This is a genomic window from Candidatus Manganitrophaceae bacterium (genome assembly GCA_016200325.1).
In the GTDB taxonomy this organism is placed as follows: Bacteria; Nitrospirota; Nitrospiria; order SBBL01; family Manganitrophaceae; genus Manganitrophus.
In genome coordinates this window covers 22,118-45,662 of record JACQEZ010000001.1, presented here as the reverse complement: position 1 = coordinate 45,662, position 23,545 = coordinate 22,118, and the positions used below count along the sequence as shown (strand labels likewise).

At 56.3% G+C, this 23,545-nt stretch carries 20 protein-coding genes; 4 read left to right on the top strand and 16 right to left on the bottom strand.

All coding sequences use genetic code 11. From position 1 onward, the window contains the following. Nucleotides 1-51 precede the first annotated feature (51 nt). The 10 genes from HY282_00185 to HY282_00140 form a co-directional block, all read right to left on the bottom strand. Nucleotides 52-306, bottom strand: a complete 255-nt coding sequence (locus HY282_00185) for a hypothetical protein (GenBank protein MBI3802166.1) — start codon at nt 304-306, stop codon at nt 52-54. Next, complete coding sequence (locus tag HY282_00180) at nt 299-1,345, bottom strand: Glu/Leu/Phe/Val dehydrogenase (GenBank protein ID MBI3802165.1); 1,047 nt, start codon at nt 1,343-1,345, stop codon at nt 299-301. The genes HY282_00185 and HY282_00180 overlap by 8 nt, the downstream gene beginning before the upstream one ends. A gap of 34 nt (nt 1,346-1,379) precedes the next feature. Continuing rightward, entirely contained in the window at nt 1,380-2,660 is a 1,281-nt protein-coding gene (locus tag HY282_00175; GenBank protein ID MBI3802164.1) for a Glu/Leu/Phe/Val dehydrogenase, read from the bottom strand. A gap of 40 nt (nt 2,661-2,700) precedes the next feature. Further along, entirely contained in the window at nt 2,701-3,513 is an 813-nt protein-coding gene (locus tag HY282_00170; protein MBI3802163.1) for a cation transporter, read from the bottom strand. Between the two features lie 191 nt (nt 3,514-3,704). Next, nucleotides 3,705-3,896 carry a hypothetical protein gene (locus HY282_00165; GenBank protein MBI3802162.1) on the bottom strand — a complete coding sequence of 64 codons (192 nt, stop codon included), beginning with the start codon at nt 3,894-3,896 and terminating at the stop codon, nt 3,705-3,707. A gap of 49 nt (nt 3,897-3,945) precedes the next feature. Then, a complete protein-coding gene (locus tag HY282_00160; protein ID MBI3802161.1) occupies nt 3,946-4,761 on the bottom strand; it encodes an MBL fold metallo-hydrolase in 816 nt (271 codons plus the stop codon). Between the two features lie 5 nt (nt 4,762-4,766). After that, nucleotides 4,767-5,117 (bottom strand): hypothetical protein, encoded by a 351-nt coding sequence (locus HY282_00155; GenBank protein MBI3802160.1) that lies wholly within the window; start codon nt 5,115-5,117, stop codon nt 4,767-4,769. Continuing rightward, nucleotides 5,118-5,387, bottom strand: a complete 270-nt coding sequence (locus HY282_00150; GenBank protein ID MBI3802159.1) for a DUF507 family protein — start codon at nt 5,385-5,387, stop codon at nt 5,118-5,120. A 12-nt stretch (nt 5,388-5,399) separates the two neighbouring features. Beyond that, nucleotides 5,400-5,483 carry a DUF507 family protein gene (locus HY282_00145; GenBank protein MBI3802158.1) on the bottom strand — a complete coding sequence of 28 codons (84 nt, stop codon included), beginning with the start codon at nt 5,481-5,483 and terminating at the stop codon, nt 5,400-5,402. Nucleotides 5,484-5,489: 6 nt separating this feature from the next. Continuing rightward, complete coding sequence (locus HY282_00140) at nt 5,490-5,681, bottom strand: DUF507 family protein (protein MBI3802157.1); 192 nt, start codon at nt 5,679-5,681, stop codon at nt 5,490-5,492. A 229-nt stretch (nt 5,682-5,910) separates the two neighbouring features. Here HY282_00140 and HY282_00135 point away from each other — a divergent pair, with 229 nt between their 5' ends. The 3 genes from HY282_00135 to HY282_00125 all read left to right on the top strand — a co-directional run bounded on the left by HY282_00135 (nt 5,911) and on the right by HY282_00125 (nt 8,484). Next, nucleotides 5,911-6,498 (top strand): hypothetical protein, encoded by a 588-nt coding sequence (locus HY282_00135; GenBank protein MBI3802156.1) that lies wholly within the window; start codon nt 5,911-5,913, stop codon nt 6,496-6,498. Nucleotides 6,499-6,566: 68 nt separating this feature from the next. Beyond that, on the top strand, nt 6,567-7,139 hold the full coding sequence (locus HY282_00130; GenBank protein ID MBI3802155.1) for a hypothetical protein: 573 nt from the start codon (nt 6,567-6,569) through the stop codon (nt 7,137-7,139). Between the two features lie 253 nt (nt 7,140-7,392). After that, nucleotides 7,393-8,484: a hypothetical protein gene (locus HY282_00125; protein ID MBI3802154.1), complete on the top strand. Its 1,092-nt coding sequence runs from the start codon at nt 7,393-7,395 to the stop codon at nt 8,482-8,484. Between the two features lie 143 nt (nt 8,485-8,627). Here the strand turns inward: HY282_00125 and HY282_00120 are convergent, their stop codons facing one another. Beyond that, complete coding sequence (locus HY282_00120) at nt 8,628-9,080, bottom strand: hypothetical protein (GenBank protein MBI3802153.1); 453 nt, start codon at nt 9,078-9,080, stop codon at nt 8,628-8,630. Between the two features lie 98 nt (nt 9,081-9,178). On the opposite strand from HY282_00120, the gene HY282_00115 reads away from it, so the two are divergent. Continuing rightward, the gene (locus tag HY282_00115; GenBank protein MBI3802152.1) at nt 9,179-9,733 is read left to right on the top strand and encodes a hypothetical protein; all 555 of its coding nucleotides are present in this window, start codon (nt 9,179-9,181) and stop codon (nt 9,731-9,733) included. A gap of 3 nt (nt 9,734-9,736) precedes the next feature. On the opposite strand, the gene HY282_00110 is transcribed toward HY282_00115, so the two are convergent. The 5 genes from HY282_00110 to HY282_00090 form a co-directional block, all read right to left on the bottom strand. Continuing rightward, complete coding sequence (locus tag HY282_00110) at nt 9,737-10,603, bottom strand: carboxypeptidase regulatory-like domain-containing protein (protein MBI3802151.1); 867 nt, start codon at nt 10,601-10,603, stop codon at nt 9,737-9,739. A 34-nt stretch (nt 10,604-10,637) separates the two neighbouring features. Further along, nucleotides 10,638-11,573, bottom strand: a complete 936-nt coding sequence (locus tag HY282_00105) for a carboxypeptidase regulatory-like domain-containing protein (GenBank protein ID MBI3802150.1) — start codon at nt 11,571-11,573, stop codon at nt 10,638-10,640. Between the two features lie 82 nt (nt 11,574-11,655). After that, nucleotides 11,656-16,578, bottom strand: coding sequence for a multicopper oxidase domain-containing protein (locus HY282_00100; GenBank protein ID MBI3802149.1), 4,923 nt, complete (start codon nt 16,576-16,578; stop codon nt 11,656-11,658). Between the two features lie 470 nt (nt 16,579-17,048). Next, nucleotides 17,049-18,206, bottom strand: coding sequence for a PQQ-like beta-propeller repeat protein (locus HY282_00095; GenBank protein ID MBI3802148.1), 1,158 nt, complete (start codon nt 18,204-18,206; stop codon nt 17,049-17,051). A gap of 185 nt (nt 18,207-18,391) precedes the next feature. Next, complete coding sequence (locus tag HY282_00090; protein ID MBI3802147.1) at nt 18,392-23,209, bottom strand: multicopper oxidase domain-containing protein; 4,818 nt, start codon at nt 23,207-23,209, stop codon at nt 18,392-18,394. Between the last annotated feature and the right edge of the window lie 336 nt (nt 23,210-23,545).

Here is a 23,545-nt window from a genome sequence, read left to right as displayed (position 1 = left end):
TCGTTCGACTGACACCCCTTCGGACTTCTCCCAGATTTCGGAGGGTCCCCTTTAAACGATTCCAAACCCTCTTCGCCCGATCGAAAAGGCATCAAAGGCGGCGAAGATGAAAAGGACGATATTGAGCGCCGTTGCCGGCGGCCAATAAGCGGTCAGGCTGTAGACGGCGATCCCAGCGCTCAGCAGCAGCGCCCCCCGGCCATACTCTGCGAGAATGAGATGGCCGAGCCCCGCAAAGAGCAAGGAGAGGAGCGCCGCCGAAATCGCCTTCCAGAGCGGTCTCGGCCCGGCCAGCCTCTCAACCACTCCTTCTCCCGAGCCTCGCTTCAGCGAGCCGGTCGGCCGCTTCCGACGGGAGGAGAGATTCTTTCTTGGCAAAGGCAAACACCTCTTTTAAACGGTTATAAATCCCCTCGATCTTTTTGTAAGCCTGCTCTTTGGAATAGCCCTTCAGCTCTTCGGCAATATTGATCAGGCCGCCGGCATTGAGAACATAGTCGGGGGTGTAAAGAATATTGTGGTCCCTCAGCAACACCGCCGCCTTGGCATTCTCCAGCTGATTGTTCGCCGCCCCGGCGACGATCGCGCAAGAGAGCCGCGGGATCGTCCGCTCATTCATAAAACCGCCGAGCGCGCAGGGGGAGAAGATATCACAGTCGACTCGATAAATCTCGTGTCCCAGAAAAGGGTCCGCGCCGGTCACCTTGCAGATCATCATGACCCGCTCCGGGTCCATGTCGCAGACGGCGAGCTTCGCCCCGGCCTGGTGCAGCAGGAGGGCAAGGGCATAGCCGACCTTTCCGATCCCCTGGATGGCCACCTTTCGCCCTTGAAAAGAGCCGTCGCCGAAGCGCTCTTCGAGCGCGGCGCGCATACCGCAGAAAACCCCATACGCCGTCGCCGGGGAGGGGTCGCCGCTTCCTCCCTGTTCTTCCGGAAGGCCGGCGGCATGCGGCATGATCCGGTGGATCCGCTCGATGTCGGAGAGCCCGATTCCGACATCTTCGGCCACGATGTATCTTCCTCCGAGCGAGGCGACCTGCTTCGCGAAGGCAATGAGTTTTTCCTCCGTCTTATCCTTTTTGGGATCGCCCCAAATGACGCTCTTTCCACCGCCGAGCGGAAGGTCGGCCATCGCCGCCTTGTAGGTCATCGCCTTCGAGAGCCGGAGCACGTCGGTCAAGGCGGCATCGAAATTGGGATAAGGCCACATCCGGCAGCCGCCGAGCGCCGGTCCCAGACGCGTGCTGTGAACGGCCACGATCGCTTGAAGGCCGGAGGCTTGATCCGCGCAGAAGAGAACCTGTTCATGCCCTTCCATACCCATCTGTTCAAATAGATTCATCTTGTCCCTTCCTGATTGGAGAAGTTTTCTCCCTTTATGGAAAAAGTCCGCGCGCCAGGTGAGCGCGGACGATCTTCTCGATACCGGTCATCATCGCCGCCAGCCGCATGTCGACCTTTTCAGAGAGCGATTTCGAGAGCACCCGCTGGAACGCGTCGGTCATAATTTCAGCCAGCCGATTTTGGATCTCCTTCTCGTTCCAGAAGTAGTTCTGAAGATCCTGCACCCACTCGAAGTAGGAGACGATCACCCCGCCGGCATTCGCCAAGATATCGGGAATCATGAAGATCCCCCGGTCGTTGAGGAGGACATCGGCCTCCAGCTCCGTCGGACCGTTCGCCCCCTCCGCAACGATTTTGCACTGAAGGCGTCCGGCATTTTTAATATGGATCGCCCCTGTCAAAGCGGCCGGCACCAACACCGTGCATGGCTGCTCCAAGAGCGCCTCGGGGGAGAGGGCCTCCGCCCCCGGAAAGCCGACCACGCTTTGGGTCTGCCGCTTGTGGGCCAGCAGCCGGGAGATATCGAGGCCGCTTGGGTTGTAGACCGCCCCCGTCGAATCGGAGATCCCGACCACCCGGATGCCGTAGGCCGATAAGATCCGCGCCGCGTGGCTCCCGACATTTCCGAAGCCCTGCACGATCGCCGTGCTTCCTAATATCGGAAGGTTCAGATGGCGCATCGCCTCCAAGATCACCACGAAGAGGCCGCGGCCGGTCGCCTCCTCCCGCCCAAGGGAGCCGCCGATGCTGATCGGCTTGCCGGTGACGATCCCCGGCACCGCATAGCCGACCTGCTGGCTGTAGGTATCCATGATCCACGCCATGATCTGCTCGTTGGTGCCGACGTCGGGGGCCGGGATATCCTGGTCCGGCCCGATGATCGGAAAAATTTCGGCGGTGTATCGCCGGGTCAGTCGCTGCAGCTCGTTTCGCGAGAGGCGCTTCGGATCGCACCGCACCCCGCCTTTCGCACCCCCATAAGGTAGGCCGGCGAGCGCGCATTTCCAGGTCATCCGCATCGCCAGCGCCGCGGTCTCGCCGAGCGTCACGGAGGGATGATAGCGAATGCCCCCCTTGCACGGTCCGAGCGCCGAGTCGTGCTGCACCCGATAGCCACGAAAGACCTCGACATGCCCGTCATCGCGGCGGATGGGGATGCTGACGGTCAACATCCGCTGGGGGCTTTTCAATCGCTCGGCCGGGTTGGGATCGAGCCGAAGGCGCGCCGCAGCCCGCTCAAACTGCGCGAGCGCCAGCCGATACTCCCGATGGTCGAGTTCGCCAAGCCATTCCCGATTTGTGCTGTCGGACATGCGAGCCTCTCTTTTCGAGCCGCCTCTTCAGAAACCGATTTTACTTGGACAACCGGAGGGACACCTCGTCCAGCTCGAGTTGAATGGCGGCATGGCCGATTTTAAACTCCTGGCAGAGGAGAAAGTTGATCTTCTTCAATAGGTGCGTCGCTTCTTTCAGCGGCATATCGGCGACCGCTACGTGCGCCGACAGCGCATACATTCCGGAAGTGAGGGTCCAGACATGGACATCGTGCACATCCCGCACCTCTTCAATCACCTTCACCGCCGCCACCACCCGGATCGGATCGATCTCCTTCGGGGTGGCCTCCAAGAGGATGTCGATTGAGTCGATCATCAATCGATAGGCCCAATAGAGGATAAAGAGCGAGAGGAACACCCCCATGAGCGGATCGAGGAACCACCACTGCGTCAGATAGATCGCCCCGGCCGCCGCCACCACACCGACGGAGGAAAGGGTATCGCCGATCATGTGGAGATAGGCCGACCGGACATTCAGGCTCCGACGGGTCGCCCCGATGAGTAACCAGGCGGTGATCAGGTTCGTCGCCAAACCGAGCAAGGCAATCCAGATCATCTCGGTGGTGGCAATCGGAACCGGCTGATAAAAGCGCTGATATGCCTCGTAGAAAATCCAGACGGTCACCAGGAAGAGGAGAAAACTATTCAGAAGCGCCGCCAAGATCTCAAGCCGATAAAAACCAAACGACTTCTTCGAGGTCGGCGGACGGACCGAAAAAACCATCGCCAAGAAGCTGATGGCAAGCGCAAGAAGATGGGTCAGCATATGGCCGGCGTCGGAGAGGAGGGCCAAGCTGTTGGTCAGGACCCCTCCGACCGCTTCGATGATCATCACGCCGCCGGTGAGGAGAATCGCCGCCAGAAGTCTTCTTCGTTCTTCGGAGCCAAAAAAAGAGGAAAAAGCAATCGGTTGAATCGGGGTGTCGTGAGGATGGCCTAAATCGAGACCGCAGCTGTGCTCGTGAGGATGGAGCGATTCCTCCTCTTGAAATTCATGATGGTGCCCCTTCTTTGAGCGAACATCTACTTCCACAGTCCCTTCAATCCCCTCCAGGAAAAATAGAAAATGCCGAGGAGCAGGATGTAGATGATGACCAGTGCGGTTTTAGGCTCGGTCGGATAAACGCTGAAGACCACATAGATCAAGAGGCCGAGCAGAAGCTGCGCAATAAGGATATTTTTTCCGGGCCCTATTCTCTTATTGGCGTCAGACATGCTCCTCGCTCCTGAGTATAACATAGCCTCTTTGAAAACCAAAGAGCGCTTAGCGGTAGGCCCCGGCCGGCGGCGGTGCCGACAAGGTCTTTTCTTCCACGGCGAGAGGAATCTCCAATTGAAGCCCGTCATAGGCCAACCCGACCCCGGCCGGGAGGGAGGTCGATACCGATTCGTAATCGAAATGATGGGAGAGATGGGTGAGAAAGGCCCGCCGCGGTTGGAGAAGACGGACGATCTCGAGCGCCTCCCCGATATTGAAATGGGTTGCATGCGGTTGATAGCCGACGGCGCTGATAATCAGCAGATCGAGATCCTTCAACTTTTCCAGAGAGTGCGCCGGGATCTGATTGCAGTCGGTGAGATAGGCTGCCGGCCCGAAGCGGTAGCCGAGGACTTCCATGGAGCCATGCAGCAGTGAAATCGGCTGAACCGGCAGACCGAACAGGCTAAAGGGCCCTTCGATGGCGAAGGCGGTCATCTGCGGCTTGGTCCCTTCCGAAGGTTTATTCGAAAAGATATAGGAGAAGGCCCGCTGGACGCGTTGAAGCGTTTCGGCCGATCCATAACAGGGGATGACCGCTTTTTGGATCAAATTGTACATTCGAATCTCATCGAGGCCGTAGATATGGTCGGCATGGGCATGGGTGAAGAGGACGGCGTCAACCCGGTCGATCTCCTCGCGGAGGACCTGCTGACGGAGATCGACGCCGGTGTCGATGATAATCGACCGACCTTGATAGCGGATCGAAAGGGAAGAGCGGGTCCGTTTGTTTCGGGGGTGGCTGGAGCGGCAGACGGCACAGCGGCAGCCGATCGCAGGAACGCCGGTCGAGGTGCCGGAGCCGAGGAGGGTCCACCGCATCATTATTAAGGAGCTCCCTCCGCCGGCTTCTCGGGGATCTCCCGTTTTTGGATCATCTCTTCGAAGCTCTTCATCAGCGCCTCGTGCTTCTGGATCATCCCGTCGATCTCGCCGTAGATGTCGGCCAACTTTTTCCGGATCGCTTTTTTTTCTGATGCCGACGGCTTCGCCGCGAGGAGTTTTTCGGTCAGCTGGGCCTGATCTTTCATGACCATCAGCATTTGATGCATCAGGTGATGGTGCTCACGAAGAATGCGGCTTCGATTGAGGGCATCCTTTTCATCAGCAGATTCGGCCAGACCCGCCGAGAGGAGTAAACCGAGCAGTAAAACAACGGCGATTCCGCGCCTAAACAATTACACCCTCCTCTTTTTCATCTCTTCGTTGAATGTTTTCTGATAGAGAATATCCCATTCCGGGCTCCCCTCCACGATTTTCCTCGAATAAGAAGAGAGCCGCTGCCGAACCACTCCGTCGATCTGTTCATCGAGCTTGAGTTCCGAGATGAGGACACGCTTGATCTGCCGGAGGATCGCTTCTCTATCCCCCTTGCGTTCGACGGAAGGATCTTTTTCCAGCGACTGCTGAATCAGGTGGGAGAGGTGACTTATTCGATCATCGCTCAAAACCATGGCGCCCTAAAGAATGAGGTTTCGTTCCTTGACCAGCTGTTTCTTAATCATTTGAAACATCTTCTGATAATCGACCTGGCCCTTCTCCATCTCCTTCTAGTAACTCTTGAGCATCTCTCGGACCTCGGCGTTCAAACGGTCTTCCGCCTGGAGATTGTCCAGAATCACCGATTCTATTTTTCCGACCAGAAGCTCTTTTTTAGGAGAGTAAGAAATGAGACCTTCTTTAAGAAGAGTCTCTGTGAGGACCTTCGAGATGGAAGCCACCCGCTCTTTGGAGAGTTTCATGGCGGTTAGAATAACAAATGGGTGGAGGGGTGTCAATAAGAGGCGGCGCTTGCTTGCTGTTGAACGGGACCGCTCCCTTGTTGTCGGTCACCCGAATTGGCTATACTAAAAATGAGGAGAGTATAAACACTTTTCCCGGTGTTGTGTCATTTTGAACAGAGGGATCACAACACATTGGAGAGGGGGGCTCCAGGGATCAACGAGTCTCTTATATATAAGGAGCACGGCCATGAGTCGAGCAAAGATAGGCTATCTAGTCTCTTTCTTCCTCTTTTGTCTCGCCTTGCCAGCGCATGCGGGCGATTTCGCGGAGGGAGGGAACAAACTCGATCTTCCGCTGACGAACCAAATACCCCATCGGACCGTAAAAGGGGTGGTGGACCGGATCGATGATAAGGGAATGATTTCGGTGAAAACAGACGAGGGGACGATCCGCAGCTTCGGCGTCACGGATGCAAAGAAAGAAGGGATTCAATCGCTGAAACCGGGAGATCGGATCACCCTGGAGTTGGACGAAGGGAACTTGATCTCGGATATTCATAAAGGAGACGCAACGGCAAAGGGGGACACACAAGGGACAATCAGCCCGGAGGGGAAAGGGGGATCGACCCACGCGGACCATCATTCGGTGACCGGAACGGTCGAGCTTTTCGATCCGATTCAGAGGAAGGTGACGGTGAAGACCGAGGATGGTCAATCTCAATCTTTCGAAATTAAGATGCCGATTGTTAACAAATTAAATGGCGTCTCGAAAGGAACCAAAGTCACCCTCGAAATCGACGAGCAAAACCGCGTCATGGATGTTCATCAAGGCTAAGAGAAGAAAGTTTCGACGGATGGGAGGGGGGGCTCCGAAGATAACCAAATTTAAAAAGGAGCATGGCGATGGATCGGAAAATACTTTATATAGCCTCTTTTGTACTGTCGATGGCGTGCACCGTGAATGCAGGGGATCTCCTCGACGGAGGGCCGAAACTGACCCCTCCGGCCGACCAAAATCTGCATCGAAAAATAACCGGCCAAGTCGATCGAATCGAGAGTGGGATGATCTTTCTAAAAACCGAGGAAGGAACGGTCCGTAACTTCGGTTATAAAGATGCCCAAAAAGAAGGACTGAAATCGATTCAACCCGGAGATCGGGTCACCCTCGAGTTGGACGAGGGAAACGCGATTGCCGACATCCACAAAGAGGGCGCAATGGCGAACAGAGGCGACGCTGGAACCGATTCGGAAGGAAAGGGCGGCGCCGCACAGGGGGACCATCACTCTATCGTCGGCACAGTCGAACTCTTTGATCCGATCCAAAAGAAGGTCACCGTTAAAACAGATGACGACCAGTCTCAATCGTTCGAAATCAAGGGCTCGGCGCTCGGCAAATTAAACGGCGTTGAGAAGGGGACCAAAGTCACACTCGAAATCGACGAGCAGAACCGCGTCATGGATGCCCACAGAGGTTAATCGTGGAGTGGCGATCCAAGCAATCGAGAGGGGATCCTGATCGAAGAGATCTCGGATCCCCTCTTCGCCTTTCCAGCATTTTCGTTCGTTCAGATTTGAGAATTCCTCTTGATGTTTCACCCTTATTTTAGTATCGTTTCTAGACCATTCGATACAGGTCCCGCGAGAGCAAACCGATACGATGCCGGCGGTGAGGGAAGGCAAGCTCGCCATCGCGCCTCTTTCAATTAAAATAAACAGGGATAATGATGCATTGGGTCCTGCGAATAGCAGCGGCGGTGACGATCAACAAGGGCCGGAGTCGTTGATGGGCTGGACGGCGGAACAGAGCCCGGGGGAGTCGCCCCCCCCTCCTCCTCGAACCACCCGGGAGATCGATTCACTCCTTCAGAACAGACGCGTTCTCCGCTTTCCGACCGATCGGCCCATCGGCACCCTTTTTAGCCGAGCGTTAAATGACCGCTCGGAGGGGGCTTGGAAGGAGCTCGGTCCGGCGCGCGGCGAAATCGTCATTCTGTCGGAGAAGGAGGTCCGGTTAAAGGTCTCCGTGGGGGACCAGACGGCGGTCGACCTCTCCCCTTTACTCGCACTGCAGCCGGGGGATCTGCAGAGCCTTCGGCTCGAATATACGAAGATCACCGACAGTGATCTCTCAAATATAAGGGGGCTCACCGGCTTGACAGAGCTGGAGCTGAAGAACACGGCGACCAGCAGCCGCGGGCTGAGCCACCTGCAGGAACTCTCCGCTCTCTCCGAGCTCGGACTCTGGGAAACACCGATCGACAATACGGGCTTGGAACACCTGGAGGAATTGACCTCAATCCAAGAGATTGACCTTGGAATGACCCGAATTACCTCTTCCGGCCTGGTTCACTTTCGTTATATGGCCGGACTGCGCCGGCTTTCTCTCGGAGGAACGCAGGTCGGAGACAAAGGGATGGCCCTCCTTAACGGAAACAGGGCGCTTCAAGGGCTCTTTCTCGGATATACGCAGGTCGGCGATCCGGGGCTTGCGGCGCTCCGGACCCTTCCCGCATTGCAACGGATTGCGCTGGCCGCCACCGGAATAACCGATGCGGGACTGGCGCATCTCAAAGAGATCCGGACGCTCGAGTGGATCTATGCAGGAGGAACCCGGGTCAGCGACGGCGGCTTGGTCCACCTGCGGGAGTTGCCTCAGCTAAAATGGCTTTACCTCGCCGGCACCGGGGTGACCGAAGCCGCGTTGATCTATCTTCAAGAAATGACTTCCCTCCAAGAGCTCGATGTCAGAGACACCCCGCTCAGTCGCGATGCTCCGGCGAAACTAAGACGCGCTCTACCCAAATGCAAAATCATTTATTAGAAAAATAGAAAAGAGCGGACATTAAAGGCTCAGAAGCGCGCTTGAAACGCTGCGGACCGGATGGCCCTCGAGAAATGAACCCGCCGACTGGACAGAAAGGCGGCGGGTGAGGAGGTCTAAAGAGGAATTTAAAACCGATTCTATTACATCTTTTCTTTGAGAATCACCTCGGCATCGATGAAATTTTCAAACGGACGCCCCGCCTGTCTTCCTTCGACATGATAAGTCCCTTGAACCAGTGCCTGATGGCCCCTTTGCACCGCAGGGAGGGTTAAGCTGACGACTCGGATCGAAAATTGCGATGATGCGCCCGCCGCGTTGTCATCCTCTAAGACCAGCATCACATAGTCGCCTCCACGACGCCCCTGCTGCACCTCAATTGATCGAACCCGGCCGGTTACCACAATTCGATGGCCGTCGTATTGAGATGGCTCCGATTGCAGATCGTTTAGGGTCACCAGCAGCGGCAGCTCTTTCGGATGGCCCTCGGCCAAAACGGGGTCGGCTGATGGGTAGAGGAGAAATAAAAAGAAGGCGATTGGGAGAATCACCTGCTTTGTCAGACGGACCAGATCCTCTTTTACGATGCGATGCATGAGAGATCCTTTTCAAAGGGGGGTAATTTTGTTATAATCCCGCCACTGCGAGATTCGCCTCATCTCTATTATTAATTATACATTATTTGAGGGACCGGATGATCAATCGAAAATGTCTGTTAGAGCTGGTTTTTATTTTTATGTTGGTTGTCTTACGGAACGGGCAGCCGATCTATGCTGCTGAAAAGGAGAGCGGTCACGTCCCCCCCTCTGTTGCCTCGGCGGAACTAGAGACCAATCGGAAAATTTTGGTGGAGCTGTTTCTCGCAGCAGAGCGAAAGAGCGATCTCGATCAGATCAAGCGTGAATTGGAAGCAGTTAAAATCACCCGGATCCGGCCTCAGTTCTTTAAACTGGGAAACCCTCCTCAGAACATCGCCATTGGAAAAAATATTCCCGCCTCCGTTGCGCGGTTGGCGATTAAGCTGGCCAGAACTTATAACCGGGATATCAAAACGATTCTGCCGGAGTACCGGTTCTTTCCGGATCACATCGTCATCGGCTCTTCCGCTTTTGATGAGAAATCGGAGATCCCGATCACCCCCCAAGACCTTGAGAAACTCTCAGATCCCTCCCTCGACACCGAAGCCTTTCACAACCTTTATCGGCGTCTCACCGGAGAAGATACCCGTCTGCCGAAGTATACCGACTGACGACTACTCCTGGAGCTCCACCGTCGGGAAGACCCCTTGCTCCGGGAGGAGCGCCGTCTCAAGGCGATAGCTGCGCTGCTGCGCATAGTAGGGAATATCTACCTTCGATGCGTCGAATTGGAAATTGGTTTCGATTTTTCCGTTTTCCGCCACCGTGATTTCCTCCACCTGCATCGGAAGATAAGGGTGCCACGCAATGACGTGATAGGTGCCGGGGGGGATGTCGGAGATCTTAAAGCTTCCATCCGCCGCGCTCACGGCAAAATAGGGATTTCCGACGGCCAACCCCCATGACTGCATGAAATCGTGCACCCCGCACTGCGTCCGGAAAATATAATGCCCTTTCCGAAGGCGAACCTCCTTCGTGGCAATCGTCTCCGGGGTGAGCGGCTTGTTGAACATCGCAAAGGTATAGTTATTTTGAAGGGTATACGCTTGGATGTCATGCGCAATGGAATCTTTGTTGATGAGTGAGATCGGTTGATAGTTTCGGACCGGAGTCACAAAGGGACCGACGCGGCAATTCTCGATCGTCAGCTCCGGTCTATAATGAAACGGCTTTCCCTTTTCCACGCCGACGATCGAGATCACCACGTTTTGGAAGCTGCCGTCCGGGGCGACCCAGAACTCCTTCAGCAATCGATTCCCTTTGCCGTCGGAGACGGTCCCGCAAAACTTGGGATTCGGGGAGAAGATGAGGTGAAAGATGCGGGGAGGGGGCGGGGTTCCCTTTAAAGTAATCTTGCCTGAAAAGGTCCCGCCGGAGACGACGGGCGACTCCTCATAGGCAAAAACCGTCTGTAGATTCAAAACCAACAATAAGAATATCCCTGCCAAAAACGTGATCTGCTTCTCCCTGCGACGCATCATTCCCTCCCGGCTGAACGTAGGTGTTTCTTTATTCTTAATCAATGATAATCCGATCTTCCCCCTCTTCGAGCATATGGTTATGGGGGGTGGCGGGGCTGATCCGGCGGTCTTTCTGCGTCTCATAGATCGGCCGCTGAACGTCACTTGAATTGAATTCAAAATTGATGGTGACATTCCCATCGGGTGGAACGGTGATTTCCTTTCGAACGATTTTGAAATGCGGATGCCACGCAATGATTTGATAGGTGCCGGGCGGAAGCTGATCAATCATAAACTCTCCCCCCTTTTTGGTCTTGGTGTAATACGGGTTATCAACGACGAATCCCCAACTCTGCATGAATTCATGCATCCCGCAGATCATTTGGGAGATTCGCTTTCCGGAGGCGAAATTGAGCATCCCTCCGTGGGGCTCCGTTGAAACGGGAAGGGGCACGTTCAAAATAATATTCCCCTTTTCATTCTGAAAGACCTGAATATTGTGGATCACCGGATCTTTATTGAGCATCGAGATCGGCTGATGATTTTCAAGGACGGTCACGTTCGGATGCTCATGATGGACCTTTCCATCTTCGACCGAAAACTGCTCGTTGTCGGGAACCTCTGCAGGATGAAACATACAGTCGACCGCAACGAAATTGCTCTTGATCGGCTTGAATGGTTTTCCCTTCTTTACATCGACAATGGCAACGACCGCATCGCCCAATCCACCCTCTTTCCCAACGATGAATTCCTTCAGGCGAACATTCCCCTCTCCATCGGAGATTTTTTTACAGAACGGTCCGAAGGGATAGAGGACCAGCGGAAAGACACGGGGCTCCGGGATCTCCCCTTTCAATGTTATTTTCCCCGTGACCGTCCCCCCGTGGGAGACCTCGGCCTCCTCATATCCTGCGGCGATCACCCTTCCGCTGGAGAGGATCCATCCCATTAAGAGGAGTCCTGTGATTGGAATGAACAATGCTCTCCTCATGGCCAACTCCTTTCAATAGACAATCGGGGCAGAGGGATGCTCCCCCCCTGCCCCGACCGTCAAGATTGATGCAGAAACAACATTACTTGAGCATCGAAACCGGTCCGATTCCCCCTTCTTGAGCAACCGGAGCAGGGGTCTGCCCGTCCGAGTTCGACGCGGTCTTTCCGGTCGGTCCGCCGCTGTTCAACGGAAGGATCTTTCGATCCCCCGCCGGCAGCACGCGGAGATAGCCCCACTGACCGGCCGCTGCGAATGGCATCCGGTGATTCTGCCAGACGTAGTCGCCGGGGATGTGGAACGGACCGCCCGCACCCTCCTTGAGGTAGACGTCGAGGTATTCCGAGCCGCCGAACTGAAGGCTGCTCAACATATCGGCACCGACCATGTTCGGTTTGAACGGCCACTCGTGCCCTTCGATGCTGAAGATCTGGTTCTGCTCGCTGAATGCGCCGAAGACATGGACGCGGACCGGATCCCCGGCATGGGCCTGGATGATCGGCGTGGCCAATCCTCCCGACTCCGCCGCCACGCAAGCGGTAAACATATTCCCAGGCTCGCAACCCTGCTCTTCGCGGAACATCCACGGCTCGTTCCGGTAGTTGACGCCGGTTAAGCCGCCGATCTGCTGGATATAGGGCATAAACGAGGTCCCGATGATGTTGTCCTCATCCTGGAAGAAGAGCGAGGCATCCCGGAAGTCGGAGCGACTCACATTCTCCGGAAGCGACCGGTCAACGATCACATCGGCCTGCCAGGCGTTCTTCATGGTAACATCATCCCCGGTGATCGGATCGCGGTACTTCGATCCTCTCGGGCCGACGATGATGGCGCCGAAGAGACCGTCACGAACGTTGTTGATGAAATTCCCCCAATCCCACACCAGCGCTGCCGTCTCTCCATATTGCGGATGAGCATAGAAGGTATAGGTGCGGCTCTTGCCGGGGGCGACGGTCTGGTCCCCCGCGTTGTTGCCGACGTTCACCCCGTGAGAATCTTTCGGGTCAAACGCCAGCATGTCGGCGGAGAACGACGCCTTGCTCGCCTTCATTTCATTCTTTAGATTGACCTTGACGCAATCGCCGACGTTTACATGGAGCGTCAACGGCATCGGCTGTGCGCCGTCATTGGCCACCTTCGATTTCTCCCCTTCGAGCATGAAGATTTTGCCGGAAGGATTCGCCACCTGAAGCTTGCGATCGAAATCGACGTCGATCATGTCGGGCGCCTTTGCATTAAATTTCAGAGCGCGATCCGTGGCGACGACGTTGAAAGTTTTCACCGGTGCATCGGCCGGGCAGAGCGACTTGGCCGATGCGGGGACCTCATCCCGACCCGGAAGTTTCTTCAAGTCAGGGGTCTCTTTGTCGAGCACCCGGAGAATTCCCCAGCTCCCCTCGGAGAGATGCGAGGCACGGCCGTTGTAATGGAGATAATCTCCGGCCATCTGCTGCGGTCCTCCCGCCTTGGTGACGAGATCATACCGCTCTGCGATCCCGACATGGTGGGCGTTTCTGAAATCGGAGAACTCGGCATATCGCTCGGTCCGGAATGCATGACCGGCCACATGCCAAACATGGGTCTCGTTCATGAGTGTATGGAGCAACCGGAAGACAACCGTGTCTCCCAGGTAGGCCCTCAGCAGCACGGTGCTCGGATCTTGATGCGCCTTGCTCGAGAAGATCAAGGTCGGATCCGGATTGTGCTTCAGCCGCCGCGCCACCGACTCGGCCCGGAAGTTCAAACCGCTGCCGGTGGTGTGGGTCCCGCCGTTGATCATCGGGACGGCCACCTTGTCCAGATCATACGGCATCTGGAAGGAGAGGGTCTGACCGGCGTCGATGGCAACCTGAAGCGACTGGCCCGGCGGATTCCCCTCGGTGACCACCTGCGCGGTGGTCGGCACGGTGTCGTGCGGCATCACCACGAGTTCGCGGAAGCTGCCGTTGACCCCATAGCCGATCGGCTCGGTGGAGTGTATATCGGCCAGCGGTCCGCTTCGGATCGGCTTGCCGGTCGTCGGATCGTGATAGGTGGAGCCGGCCGGCTCGACGATCAGTGCCCCGACCCCGCCGTGCGGCCAGGTCGTCGCCCCGAAGGCATGGTCATGCCAGAAGACCGTCCCCACGTCGGCATCGAGCCAATACCGCTCCCGAACATATTCGACCGAGGTGATCTCGTTTTTCTTGTGGTCGAACCGGAACGGCTCAGTAAAGGTGATGATATCCCCCTTGATATCCTTGATCCACATGATCTCGGAGCTCTTCACCTCCTCCATCCCGACCATCAGATCGGTGTTGACATGGTAAGGGGTCGCCCCCTCGGCCATTTTGATCTTGATGGTGTTCGACCCTGCCTTGGCGTCTTCGACCAGGATGGCGTTCATCGGGGTCGGAAGACCTTTGTGCTTTTTCTTATCCATCTGGGTGAACGGCCGGACCGACTGTTCGTAGGAGAATCCGGTGATCACGCCGTCGGAGGCTTGGTTGTCGAATTGGATGAAGTGGATATGGATGTTGATCTTCGACATCTGGAAGTTGGTGGTGTCGTTGTCCTCCCACTCGCTCTTCAAGATAACATCAACGCAGTCATAGACACTCCCCCGGTAAACCAGAGGGATCGTCTTTGGACTTGCCGGATCTTTCCGGACTTCCTCTTCTTCTTCCTTCAAGACATAGATCAAGCCGTTCGGATCAATGACCGGCTTCTCCTTCCCCAGCCCTTTGCTTAATTGGATCGGGGTCTGAATGAAGTGGATCGTGTACTGCTTCCGTCCGGCATTCTCCGGACAGAGGCTCCAACGGCCCTGCTCACCCGGCTTGGCCGGCTGATTGGTCTCCATTCCAGGCGCTCCCTTGCCTCCCGGCTCGGTTGCCAACGCGCCGCTCTCTTTGTCCATATGGATCGGCTCCAACCAAGGGGCCGGTCCATGATGACGGGCGAACGGAACACGCTTGCCGAAATGCGGTTTGAAGAGGGGGAAGGCGACCTTTCCGGTCTTCTCATCGAAGAGGATCGGCGGCCGTTTCCCCGGCATCGGTGATTTATACTTCGGCCAGGGGAATTTGCCGCTGACTTCGGGCTCTCCCAATGCCTTGTTCCCTTCCCAAGCCCAGTCCCAGACCGTCGCGTCATACGCGGCGATCTGCTTTGCCTCGTCCTCGGTATGACCCGGCTGACCGGAGGGAGGGGTCATCATCGTGACCCAATCTTTGATCGAAACATCTGGAATCGGCTTGCTCCAGTCGGACTTGTCGGCGGTGATGTTAAATTTCTTATCAAACCAATCCATTGTCTTTCCGACGAGCTTGTCGGAGGTGACGGCCGGCTTGATCCGCCCTTTCCGATCGGGAAGCTCTTGCAACGGCGGCATGATATCGGTGCTCGCCATCGGGTAGTTGCCGGTTTGCAAGGTGTTGTAGACCCTCCAATATCCCCACATGCCGGCGACATAGTGATGGGCCACATGGCAGTGGAAGAGAAAATCTCCGGCAAGCTGCTGGCAGAGACCCGAGCCGCACTCGGTTTGAAGATCGAGCACCTCGGACGGTCCGATGACTTGAACGTCGACGCGGTCGGAGGTGGTGCGGACTTCCGGATATTTCACCGGGCCGTTTTCAGCCGCGGTCATCAGAAACTCTCCCTTTCCGTCGGCCTTCGGCTGACGGAGCCAGCGGATGGTCCCGCCGTGGGGATGGTGCGAGTGGAAAACCTCGCCGCCGCCATGGACCAGGCGGAATTTGGCCGGGTCGCCCATATATGACCGAGGGATCGTCGTCGGGGCATCTCCGAAGGTATACGAGCTGTATCCAAGCGATTCGTCTTCATGATGGAAATATTTCTCTTGCAGCGCTAAGTTGTTGACGCCGAACGGCTCGCTCCGATAGTTCATCGCGCGCGCCGAAGGACGATACGAGTCGGTGTTCGGATCGCGCTGCGGGATCATCTCTCCGTTTCGATTCAAAGGTCGGAACGACTCGTCACCGATTTCGTGATAGATGAGGATGAACTCTCTGAAATCCTTTGAAGAAGGATGGGCCCCTTTGTCGGCAACGATCATCATCTGCCAGCCGCTCTTGCTCTCCTTGCCGCTGATTGGATCGAGGTAGCGGGAACCGCTCGGCTCGACGACGAAGGTCCCGATCATTCCGAGGCTCGCCTGCTCACGGCCGACGTGGCTGTGGAAGGTATGGGCCCCTTCCTGCTCATCGGGCCGGATGTACCACTCGAAGGTTTGGCTCTTTCCCGGCTTGACGGTGGATTCCGGGTTCGAAATGGTGGCCGCCTGGCCGGAGGCTTTCACGATGGTGCTGGAGCCGTGGATATGAAGGCTGACATCATCTCCATCGGTTTTATTGGTGAGGGTAAAGACGATACAGTCGCCCTGATTGCCCCGGATGTTCAGCGGCTGAATCATATCGGTCTGAAGACCGGTGGTGACGGCGCCTGCATCGTATCCTTCCTTGGAGCGGGCCTCTTTATTCTTTTTCTCCTCCTCGCGGACCTTGTCGAGGTTTTCATTGAGAACATACATATAACCGGGGTGATAATCTTGCCACTGGTTCAGCGTGATCTCGACGTTGATGGCAGAGATGTTATATTCTTTCACCTGTGCATTCTTGGGGCAGTGGCCTCCGCCCATCACACTCTCGGTATTGGCGGCCGGCCCGAGGAAGAAGCTGCGGTCCATCTGCTGCATCGTTGCCATGTCGCCGAAAGGCCCTCCGCCGCTGTGACCTGCATGCTGGTCGGTCCCCTTGGAGATCTCCTGCATCAGTCTATTCATTGCCGCGTCGACTTTATCGGCATGCCCCTCGCGGCCTTCCATTTTATCTTCCCGGGCGATCTGGGCCTTAAACTTCGCCTCCCAATCTGAGGAGGTCGGCTGAGCGTCTGCACCTTCGGGGTGAACATGGTCCCCGCCGGCGAAGACCCCTTCCCTTCTTGCGAAAACAAGCAAGAGAGCGAAGAGCAACGTTAAAATGCTTCTTCTAGCAATTGTCATGAGAGATCTCCTTATCCCCTTGTTTTTTGTATGAACCGGTTTTCTGAAAAGAATTTAAAGAATGCTTCAAGATCAATCTGAGACACCTACGCGGCACTAATTATTTTAATGGTCCGGAGCTGGATTTCTGGAATGGCATCCTGCCGAAAAGTGAAAAATCCCGGCAAAATTTGACGTGAATCTAGCACTTACACTACTAAGTGTCAAGACTTTTTTACATCTGTTTACAATTTATACACCTCTCCCAACAAACTCGGATAGAGATCCCTACCAAACGACCACGAGGGGATAGCTTATTTATTAAGCTAGCACACCTAGTTCATATGTTTAATGGAGATCCAGAGACTTTTAGGATGCTGATTGGCAGATAAGCGAAAGAGAGTCTTTACTTTAACGAAGCGGGGAAGTTCTCGATTATTTGATTATTAAAGAGGCGCTCATTTTTAATATCGAGCGGGAATGACATCGGGTCAGAAGAGGAGTTTTTTCTGAGCCGTCATCAGTGCATAGAGATCGCCGTCGTGGGAGCCGACATAGACCGTTCCATCTTTTCCGAACGCCGCAACCGAAGAAGCGGCGTGTCCCGGGCGGAACTGCCAGACCGGTTTTCCTTCCGGGCTGAACGCATAAAGAAATCCGTCGTTCGATCCGATGAAGACCATCCCATCCGGGCCGATGCTCGGACCGGCAGTGGCGACGCTGTGGACTTGAGATTGCCACCGGAGCGCACCGGTCGGCTCCAACGCATAAAGGGGACCGTCATACGATCCGATGTAGATCACCCCATCCGAGCCGATGGCGGGAGCCGCCGAGACCGGTTGGGTCGTTTGATATCGCCAGCGCTCCTTCCCTTCCTTCGAGATGCTGTAGAAATACCCTCCGGTCGATCCGACATAGATCATTCCATCCAGCCCCACCGCGGGGGAGGAGACGCTGCTGTCGGCCTTGAAGCGCCACCGCACCTTTCCGTCCGGCTGGAAAGCATAGAGGAAACCATCGTCGGCGCCGAGATAAACGGTCCCGTCTTTCCCGACAGAAGGATCGGAGTGGACCGGATTACCAACTGAATAGCGCCATTTCAATTTCCCTGCCGGATCGAGCGCATAGAGATTTCCATCTTCCGATCCGAAATAGATCGTCCCGTCCGGACCAAGGGTCGGCGACGACTGCACTTCTCTGCCGACGTTATAACGCCACTTGATCTCCCCCGCAGCGGTGACGGCATAGAGGTGTCCGTCGATCGATCCGACATAGATCGTTCCGTCGGGGCCGACATTCGGCGTCGATTTGTTGAGGCTGACATGTTTCAGCGGTCCGATCTTCTGACGCCACCGTAATTTTCCGAGTGTATCAAGCGCATACAGGTAGGTGTCCGACGAGCTGATGTAAACCGATTCATCCGAGCCGATGGCCGGCCGGGAGAAGATCGTGTTTCCGGTAGAGTAAATCCACTTGACCGCATCGCCCGGATTTTTTTTGGCGGCAAAACCGACCCCGCCCCCCGGCTCCGGCAAGACCTCAAAAAGCAGGATTGCCATTAGGAATGGGACAAAAAGGGATGCAGCAAGACGGGATCTCCCCCTTTTTCTCTGACGCTTCTCCCTGCCGAGATCGGTCTTCCAGATCATTTGCACAGCCTCCAAGTCGGGCAACGTTTTATTCTAACATACCTAGGATCTCTGGCGCCGGTCAAAAATAAACCGGCGCCAGACCCGATCGCAGCAAATAAATCAGCCGCGCGGGTGTTGAAAAAGAGAGAGGGACCTTCAGGTCCCTCTCTACTGTCTTGCCTTTTGTTGATCTTCACTTTCGCTTACTTGACTGCCTGCTCCATCGCCACAGGCCGAGCCTCTCCTTGATCCGCAAATCGGAATCCAGGATCGGTGGGAGACAAGGCGATAATTCTCTTGTCCCCCTTCGGCAGCACCCGAAGGAAGCCGAATTGCCCCGCATCGGTATACGCCGCCCGGTGATTCATGTAAACGTAATCGCCCGGCAACTGATGCGGTCCACCGGCTCCCCCTCGAAGATCGATACGAAGATAGGAGGTTCCGCCGAATTCAAAAGAGCTGTGGAGATGCGCTCCTCTGAAACGATCGACCGCCCACTCATGACCGTCCAGGGCAAAAACACCGACCTGCTCGTTAAAGCCGCCGAAAACATGAAGCATCACCGGATCTCCGGCATGGGCCTGCAGCGTCGGCGTGGTCGGACCGCTCTTGTTGTCGGAAACGCAGCGGAAGATCATCCCCACCTCGCAGCCGTTCTCTAGGTACCAGTCTTTCGGCTCCGATCGATAGTTGACCCCGGTGAGTCCCGCCACCTTTTGGGCGTAGGGCATGAAACTGGTCCCCATCAGGTTGTCTTCATCCTGGAACATCAGAGAGAATTCCCGGTAATTGATTTTGTTCTCGTTCCCCGGAACGGTCCGGTCAACGATCACATCAGCCTGCCAGGAGTTCTTCAGCGTGATATCTTCACCGGAGATGGGATCGCGATACTTCGACCCCCTCGGCCCGATGAGGATGGCGCCATACAGTCCGTTCCGCGGATTGTCAACGACATTCCCCCAATCCTGAATAATGGCGGCGTTCTCACCATATTCCGGGTGGGCATAGTAGGTGTAGGTTCTGCTTTGGCCGGGGGCGACCGTCTGATCTCCGGGGTTGTTCCCGACATTCGCCCCGTATGAATCTTTCGGATCAAAAGCGAGCATGTCGGCATGCAGCCCGGCCCGCTCTTTGGCCATCCGGTTGGTCAGCTTGATCTTGATGCAATCCCCGACGTTGACCCGCAGCGTCAGCGGCATCGGCTTGAGCCCGCCGCTCTTCACCTTGGTGACCTCGTCATCGAGGACATAGACCTTGCCCGATTCATTGGCCGTAGAAACCTTTCGGCCCAAGTCGACTTCCATGACCTCAGGCATTCCCGGGTTAAAACGCATCGCATAGTCGATGGCCGACACGCTGAAGTTCTTCACCGGAGCATCTGCAGGACAGAGGTCCTTCGCCGAGGCGGGGATTTCCTCCCGTGACGGCAATGGTTGAAGGGTCTTATCGGCCTTGTCCAATACCCGGATCATCCCCCAGGCCCCTCCGGAAAAATGAGATGCCCGTCCGGAGTAGTAGAGGTAGTCTCCCGCCATTTTCTGCGGTCCGCCGGCTGCCGGAATCACCATATCAAGCCGCTCGGCGATGGCGATGTGGAAGGTGTTGCGTGGCAATGCGTCTCCGTTGAAGCGCTCCATCGGGAAATAATGGCCGCTGACATGCCAGGTGTGCGCTTCATTCGTCGACCCTTGGATGATGCGGAAAACCATCGGATCTCCCAGATATGCCCTCATCATCGGCGTTTCCGGATCACCATGGATCTTGCTGGAGAAGAGTTGCGAAGGATCGGGATTGTTGGCCAGCCGCACCGAAAGCGGCTCCACCCGCAACCCATATCCACCACCGGTCGTCGCTTCCCCTCCGTTGAGGAAGGTCATCGCCGACTTGTTCAGCCGCTCCGGATATTTCGCCGACGGTGTCCCGTCGACGGAAGGACGTCCCACCATCGGGTTATCGGCCGTGATCAACTCGGCGGCTCTCGGATTGGAATCCATGATCTGCATGACCACTTCCCGGAAACTTCCCGAAACTTGGGTCGACACCGGATCGGTCGTGTGGATGTCGGCGACAATGCCGCTGCGGATCTCCTTGCCGGTCACCGGATCATGATAGGTCGACCCGGCCGGCTCGACGATCGTCGAGCCGAAGAGCCCATGGCCCCAGCCATCGAGGCCGAAGACATGGTCATGCCAGAAGACCAGGCCGAGATCGACATCCGGATACCAGCGGTAGCGGACGAACTCAGGGCTGGCGATCGCCCCCTTCTTGTGATTTCCTTTCAGAGGCTCTGACAGAACGACCGTGTTCCCCTTAATCTCCTTGATCTTCACTGCTTCAAATTCGCCGACCCCATCGAGCGAGAGGCCGATCGTGATTCCCGGTTGGAACATCGGGGCATCGAACTTCCCCCCATGGACATCGATGTTGCGAACGTTGGAGGCGATCTCAATCGAGGTGTCGCCTTTCTTCCCCTCTTTCGTCAGGGTGGTGTTCTGAGGAACCGGCAGTCCTTCGTGCGGCTTTGTTTTGTCTTCCGCCTTGAGGATGGTGAAGGGCCGGACCGACTGCTCATAGTTGAAGCCGATGATCACCCCGTCCGACGCGGTGATGTCGAACTGAAAGAAATGGGGATGGATGTTGGTCTTGTTGGAATGGACGCTTCGATCGTCATCTCTCATCTTGCTTTTGTAGATGACATCGACGCAGTCGTAGACGTTGGCACGAATCGCCAACGGCACTTTCCGATCGTCGTTCTTTCGAACGTCGGCCTCTTCTTCCTCCAGGACAAAGAGGAGCCCGTCGGGATCGACGATCGCCGGCGTCTTCTTGGTCGCCTTCTTCAGTGTGATCGGAAGGGTAATGCCGTTGATCGTGTAGTACTTCCGGGGCGCCCTTCCAGGACAGAGGCTCCAGGGCCCTTGCTCTCCGGGAGTCGCCGGTTCGGTCTCAGACGCGATCCGGCGGATCGGCTCAAAGAACGGTGCCGGGTTGTGCTCCGGCGAGAAAGGAACCCGTTTCCCCATGTGGGGTCTGAGATAGGGGATCGAGAGCTTTCCGGTGGCCGGATCAAACCGGATTGGAAACCGCTTGCCCGGAATAGGACTCTTATAGTTCACCCAGGCCTGGGTCGTTTCCGGCTCGGATAGGGCAGTATTCCCCTGCCAGCTCCAATCGAGGACGGTTGCGTCCATTGCGACGATCTGCTTGTGCTCGTCATCGGTTCCACCCGGTTTTCCCTGGGCGGGAAGAAGCATATCGACCCACTCCTTCACCGAGACTTCCGGCGGATTCGCCTTCCAATCGGTTTTGTCGGCGGTGATCTTGAACTTCTGTCCGCCGAACCAATCGACGGTGGTGCCGACAAGTTTGGAGGAATCGACCGCCGGTTTCATCTTCCCTTTGCGATCTGGAAGCTCGGCCAGCGGCGGCATGATATCGTCCTGAGCGCCGGACGCCTGGAGGGTATTATAAACCCGCCAAAAACCCCACATGCCGGTGACGTAGTGCTGGGGAATGTGGCAGTGGAAGGTGTAATCGCCCGCCCCATAGGCACAGCCGCCGGAGCCGCACTCGATCACCTGATCATACGATTCGGCGGCGCCGATCGCTTGCACATCGAGCCGCTCCGAGCTGGTCCGAACCGGCGGAAACTTCACCGGGCCGGTCCCGCTGGAGGTGGCCGCGAAGTTGAATTCGGCCTTGGTGACGGCGCCGGGAGAGCGGGGCCAGCGGTCGCTGCCGCCGTGGAGGTGATGGGAGTGAATCACTTCGGAGCCCCCCATCATCCGGTATTTGGTCGGATCGCCGAGATAAGAGCGGGGAACGGTGGTGGCAGGGTCGCCGAAGGTATAGGAACCGTATCCCATCGATTCATCGTGCACCCCGTGCGCTTTGTCCTGCATCGCCAAACGGGTTCCATGCGGCTCGCTTCGAAGATTCAGGGCCCGGCCGCCGGGACGGTAAGTATCGGTGAAGGCGTCTCGCTGCGGAAGCATTTCGCCGTTGCGGTCGAGAATCCGGAAGACCTCGTCGCCGATTTCATGGTAGAAGATGGCGAATTCCCGGAAGTCGGGGCCGTTCGGATCTTCAATCATCGCCATCCAGCCGCTCTTCATCTCTTTGCCGGTCCAGGGGCTCAGATAGCGGGAGCCGCGGGGCTCGACCACCAGCGCGCCGAACATGCCGAGCGACCACTGATCGCGGACGGCGTGGCTATGGAAATGATGCGAGCTGTCGGGCTGATCGCCCGGAATATACCATTCAAACTCCTGGCTCTTGCCGGGCGCGACCAGAGAATCTTTGTTCGACATCGTCGCCGCCTGGCCGGTTGCCTTCACAATCATGCTGGAGCCGTGGATATGGAGGCTGACCGGTTCATCGTTTTCAGTCTTGTTGCGCAGCGTGATCCGAACGCAGTCGCCGGCATTGGCCCGGACGACGAGCGGTTGGATCTGATCGCCCTGCAGCCCGGTAGACACCGCCGACGCAGGGAAGGGCTCTTTGCTCTCCCGGGCCGCTTTGTTCTTCTTCTCCTCGGCCCGGACCTTTTCAACATCTTCGGTCAGAACGTAGAGGTAGCCGGGATAGAAATCCATAAACCGGCTGATCGTGATCTCCGCATTGATGGCGGAGATATCAAACGTCTTCACCGGTACGTTGTTGGGGCAGCGCCCCCCCTGGTTCACCGATTCTTCATTGCTGATCTGAAGCGGAATCCCCTGCGACTTGGCATGGGCCTGTGACGCGGAGGTGAATCCGCCGAGCTGCCCACCCGCCTGGGTGATCTCGTGGTCCAGCCGCTCGGTCAGTTTATTGAACATCTCCGAGCCGGCATCTTGCCGGACGGCGCCGGCCGGAACGGGACTCCCCGGTCCACGCTCAGGCATTCTCATCTGCTGCATATCATGTTCGTGCGGGTGCGCCTCTTCTGCGCCGAGCACGCGGGTCTCGGTTGATAAAACCATGAAAAGCGCTAAAAACGCAAAAACTCCCCCCAGGAAGCGGCTTGTTGACCTCTCCATTAACCTTCTCCTCATCACTGATGACTGATTTGATGTCGACAACGGTTTAAAAATCTCATTGCATATGAAGCGTTGCGCCGCGCCCCTCGTCTGAAGCATCGGCCGCTCCTTCATCAACTACGATCAACGACCTTTTACATATTGATTTAGCTATTATTCGGCGGACTGGAAAATAAATCCGCATTTACCGTGTAAAAAGAATGGCGTCTGGGCAATGAAGCAAATGGGATGCCAGCGGGCAAGTTGAACGAAAAGTGTAAAATCTTCCCATTTTTTACAGAAATGCCAGAAGAGAGTGCGAGGGCGACCCTCGAAAAAATGTCTAAATTATAGACA

What these genes read in the sequence shown, in the direction of transcription:
- HY282_00135 (MBI3802156.1), top strand. Translation starts at nt 5,911, where the DNA reads ATGAGTCGAGCAAAGATAGGCTATCTAGTCTCTTTCTTCCTCTTTTGT.
- HY282_00180 (MBI3802165.1), bottom strand. Translation starts at nt 1,345, where the DNA reads ATGAATCTATTTGAACAGATGGGTATGGAAGGGCATGAACAGGTTCTC.
- HY282_00100 (MBI3802149.1), bottom strand. Translation starts at nt 16,578, where the DNA reads ATGACAATTGCTAGAAGAAGCATTTTAACGTTGCTCTTCGCTCTCTTG.
- HY282_00170 (MBI3802163.1), bottom strand. Translation starts at nt 3,513, where the DNA reads ATGATCATCGAAGCGGTCGGAGGGGTCCTGACCAACAGCTTGGCCCTC.
- HY282_00120 (MBI3802153.1), bottom strand. Translation starts at nt 9,080, where the DNA reads ATGCATCGCATCGTAAAAGAGGATCTGGTCCGTCTGACAAAGCAGGTG.
- HY282_00160 (MBI3802161.1), bottom strand. Translation starts at nt 4,761, where the DNA reads ATGCGGTGGACCCTCCTCGGCTCCGGCACCTCGACCGGCGTTCCTGCG.
- HY282_00115 (MBI3802152.1), top strand. Translation starts at nt 9,179, where the DNA reads ATGATCAATCGAAAATGTCTGTTAGAGCTGGTTTTTATTTTTATGTTG.
- HY282_00165 (MBI3802162.1), bottom strand. Translation starts at nt 3,896, where the DNA reads ATGTCTGACGCCAATAAGAGAATAGGGCCCGGAAAAAATATCCTTATT.
- HY282_00110 (MBI3802151.1), bottom strand. Translation starts at nt 10,603, where the DNA reads ATGATGCGTCGCAGGGAGAAGCAGATCACGTTTTTGGCAGGGATATTC.
- HY282_00130 (MBI3802155.1), top strand. Translation starts at nt 6,567, where the DNA reads ATGGATCGGAAAATACTTTATATAGCCTCTTTTGTACTGTCGATGGCG.
- HY282_00145 (MBI3802158.1), bottom strand. Translation starts at nt 5,483, where the DNA reads ATGGAGAAGGGCCAGGTCGATTATCAGAAGATGTTTCAAATGATTAAG.
- HY282_00175 (MBI3802164.1), bottom strand. Translation starts at nt 2,660, where the DNA reads ATGTCCGACAGCACAAATCGGGAATGGCTTGGCGAACTCGACCATCGG.
- HY282_00105 (MBI3802150.1), bottom strand. Translation starts at nt 11,573, where the DNA reads ATGAGGAGAGCATTGTTCATTCCAATCACAGGACTCCTCTTAATGGGA.
- HY282_00140 (MBI3802157.1), bottom strand. Translation starts at nt 5,681, where the DNA reads ATGAAACTCTCCAAAGAGCGGGTGGCTTCCATCTCGAAGGTCCTCACA.
- HY282_00095 (MBI3802148.1), bottom strand. Translation starts at nt 18,206, where the DNA reads ATGATCTGGAAGACCGATCTCGGCAGGGAGAAGCGTCAGAGAAAAAGG.
- HY282_00090 (MBI3802147.1), bottom strand. Translation starts at nt 23,209, where the DNA reads ATGGAGAGGTCAACAAGCCGCTTCCTGGGGGGAGTTTTTGCGTTTTTA.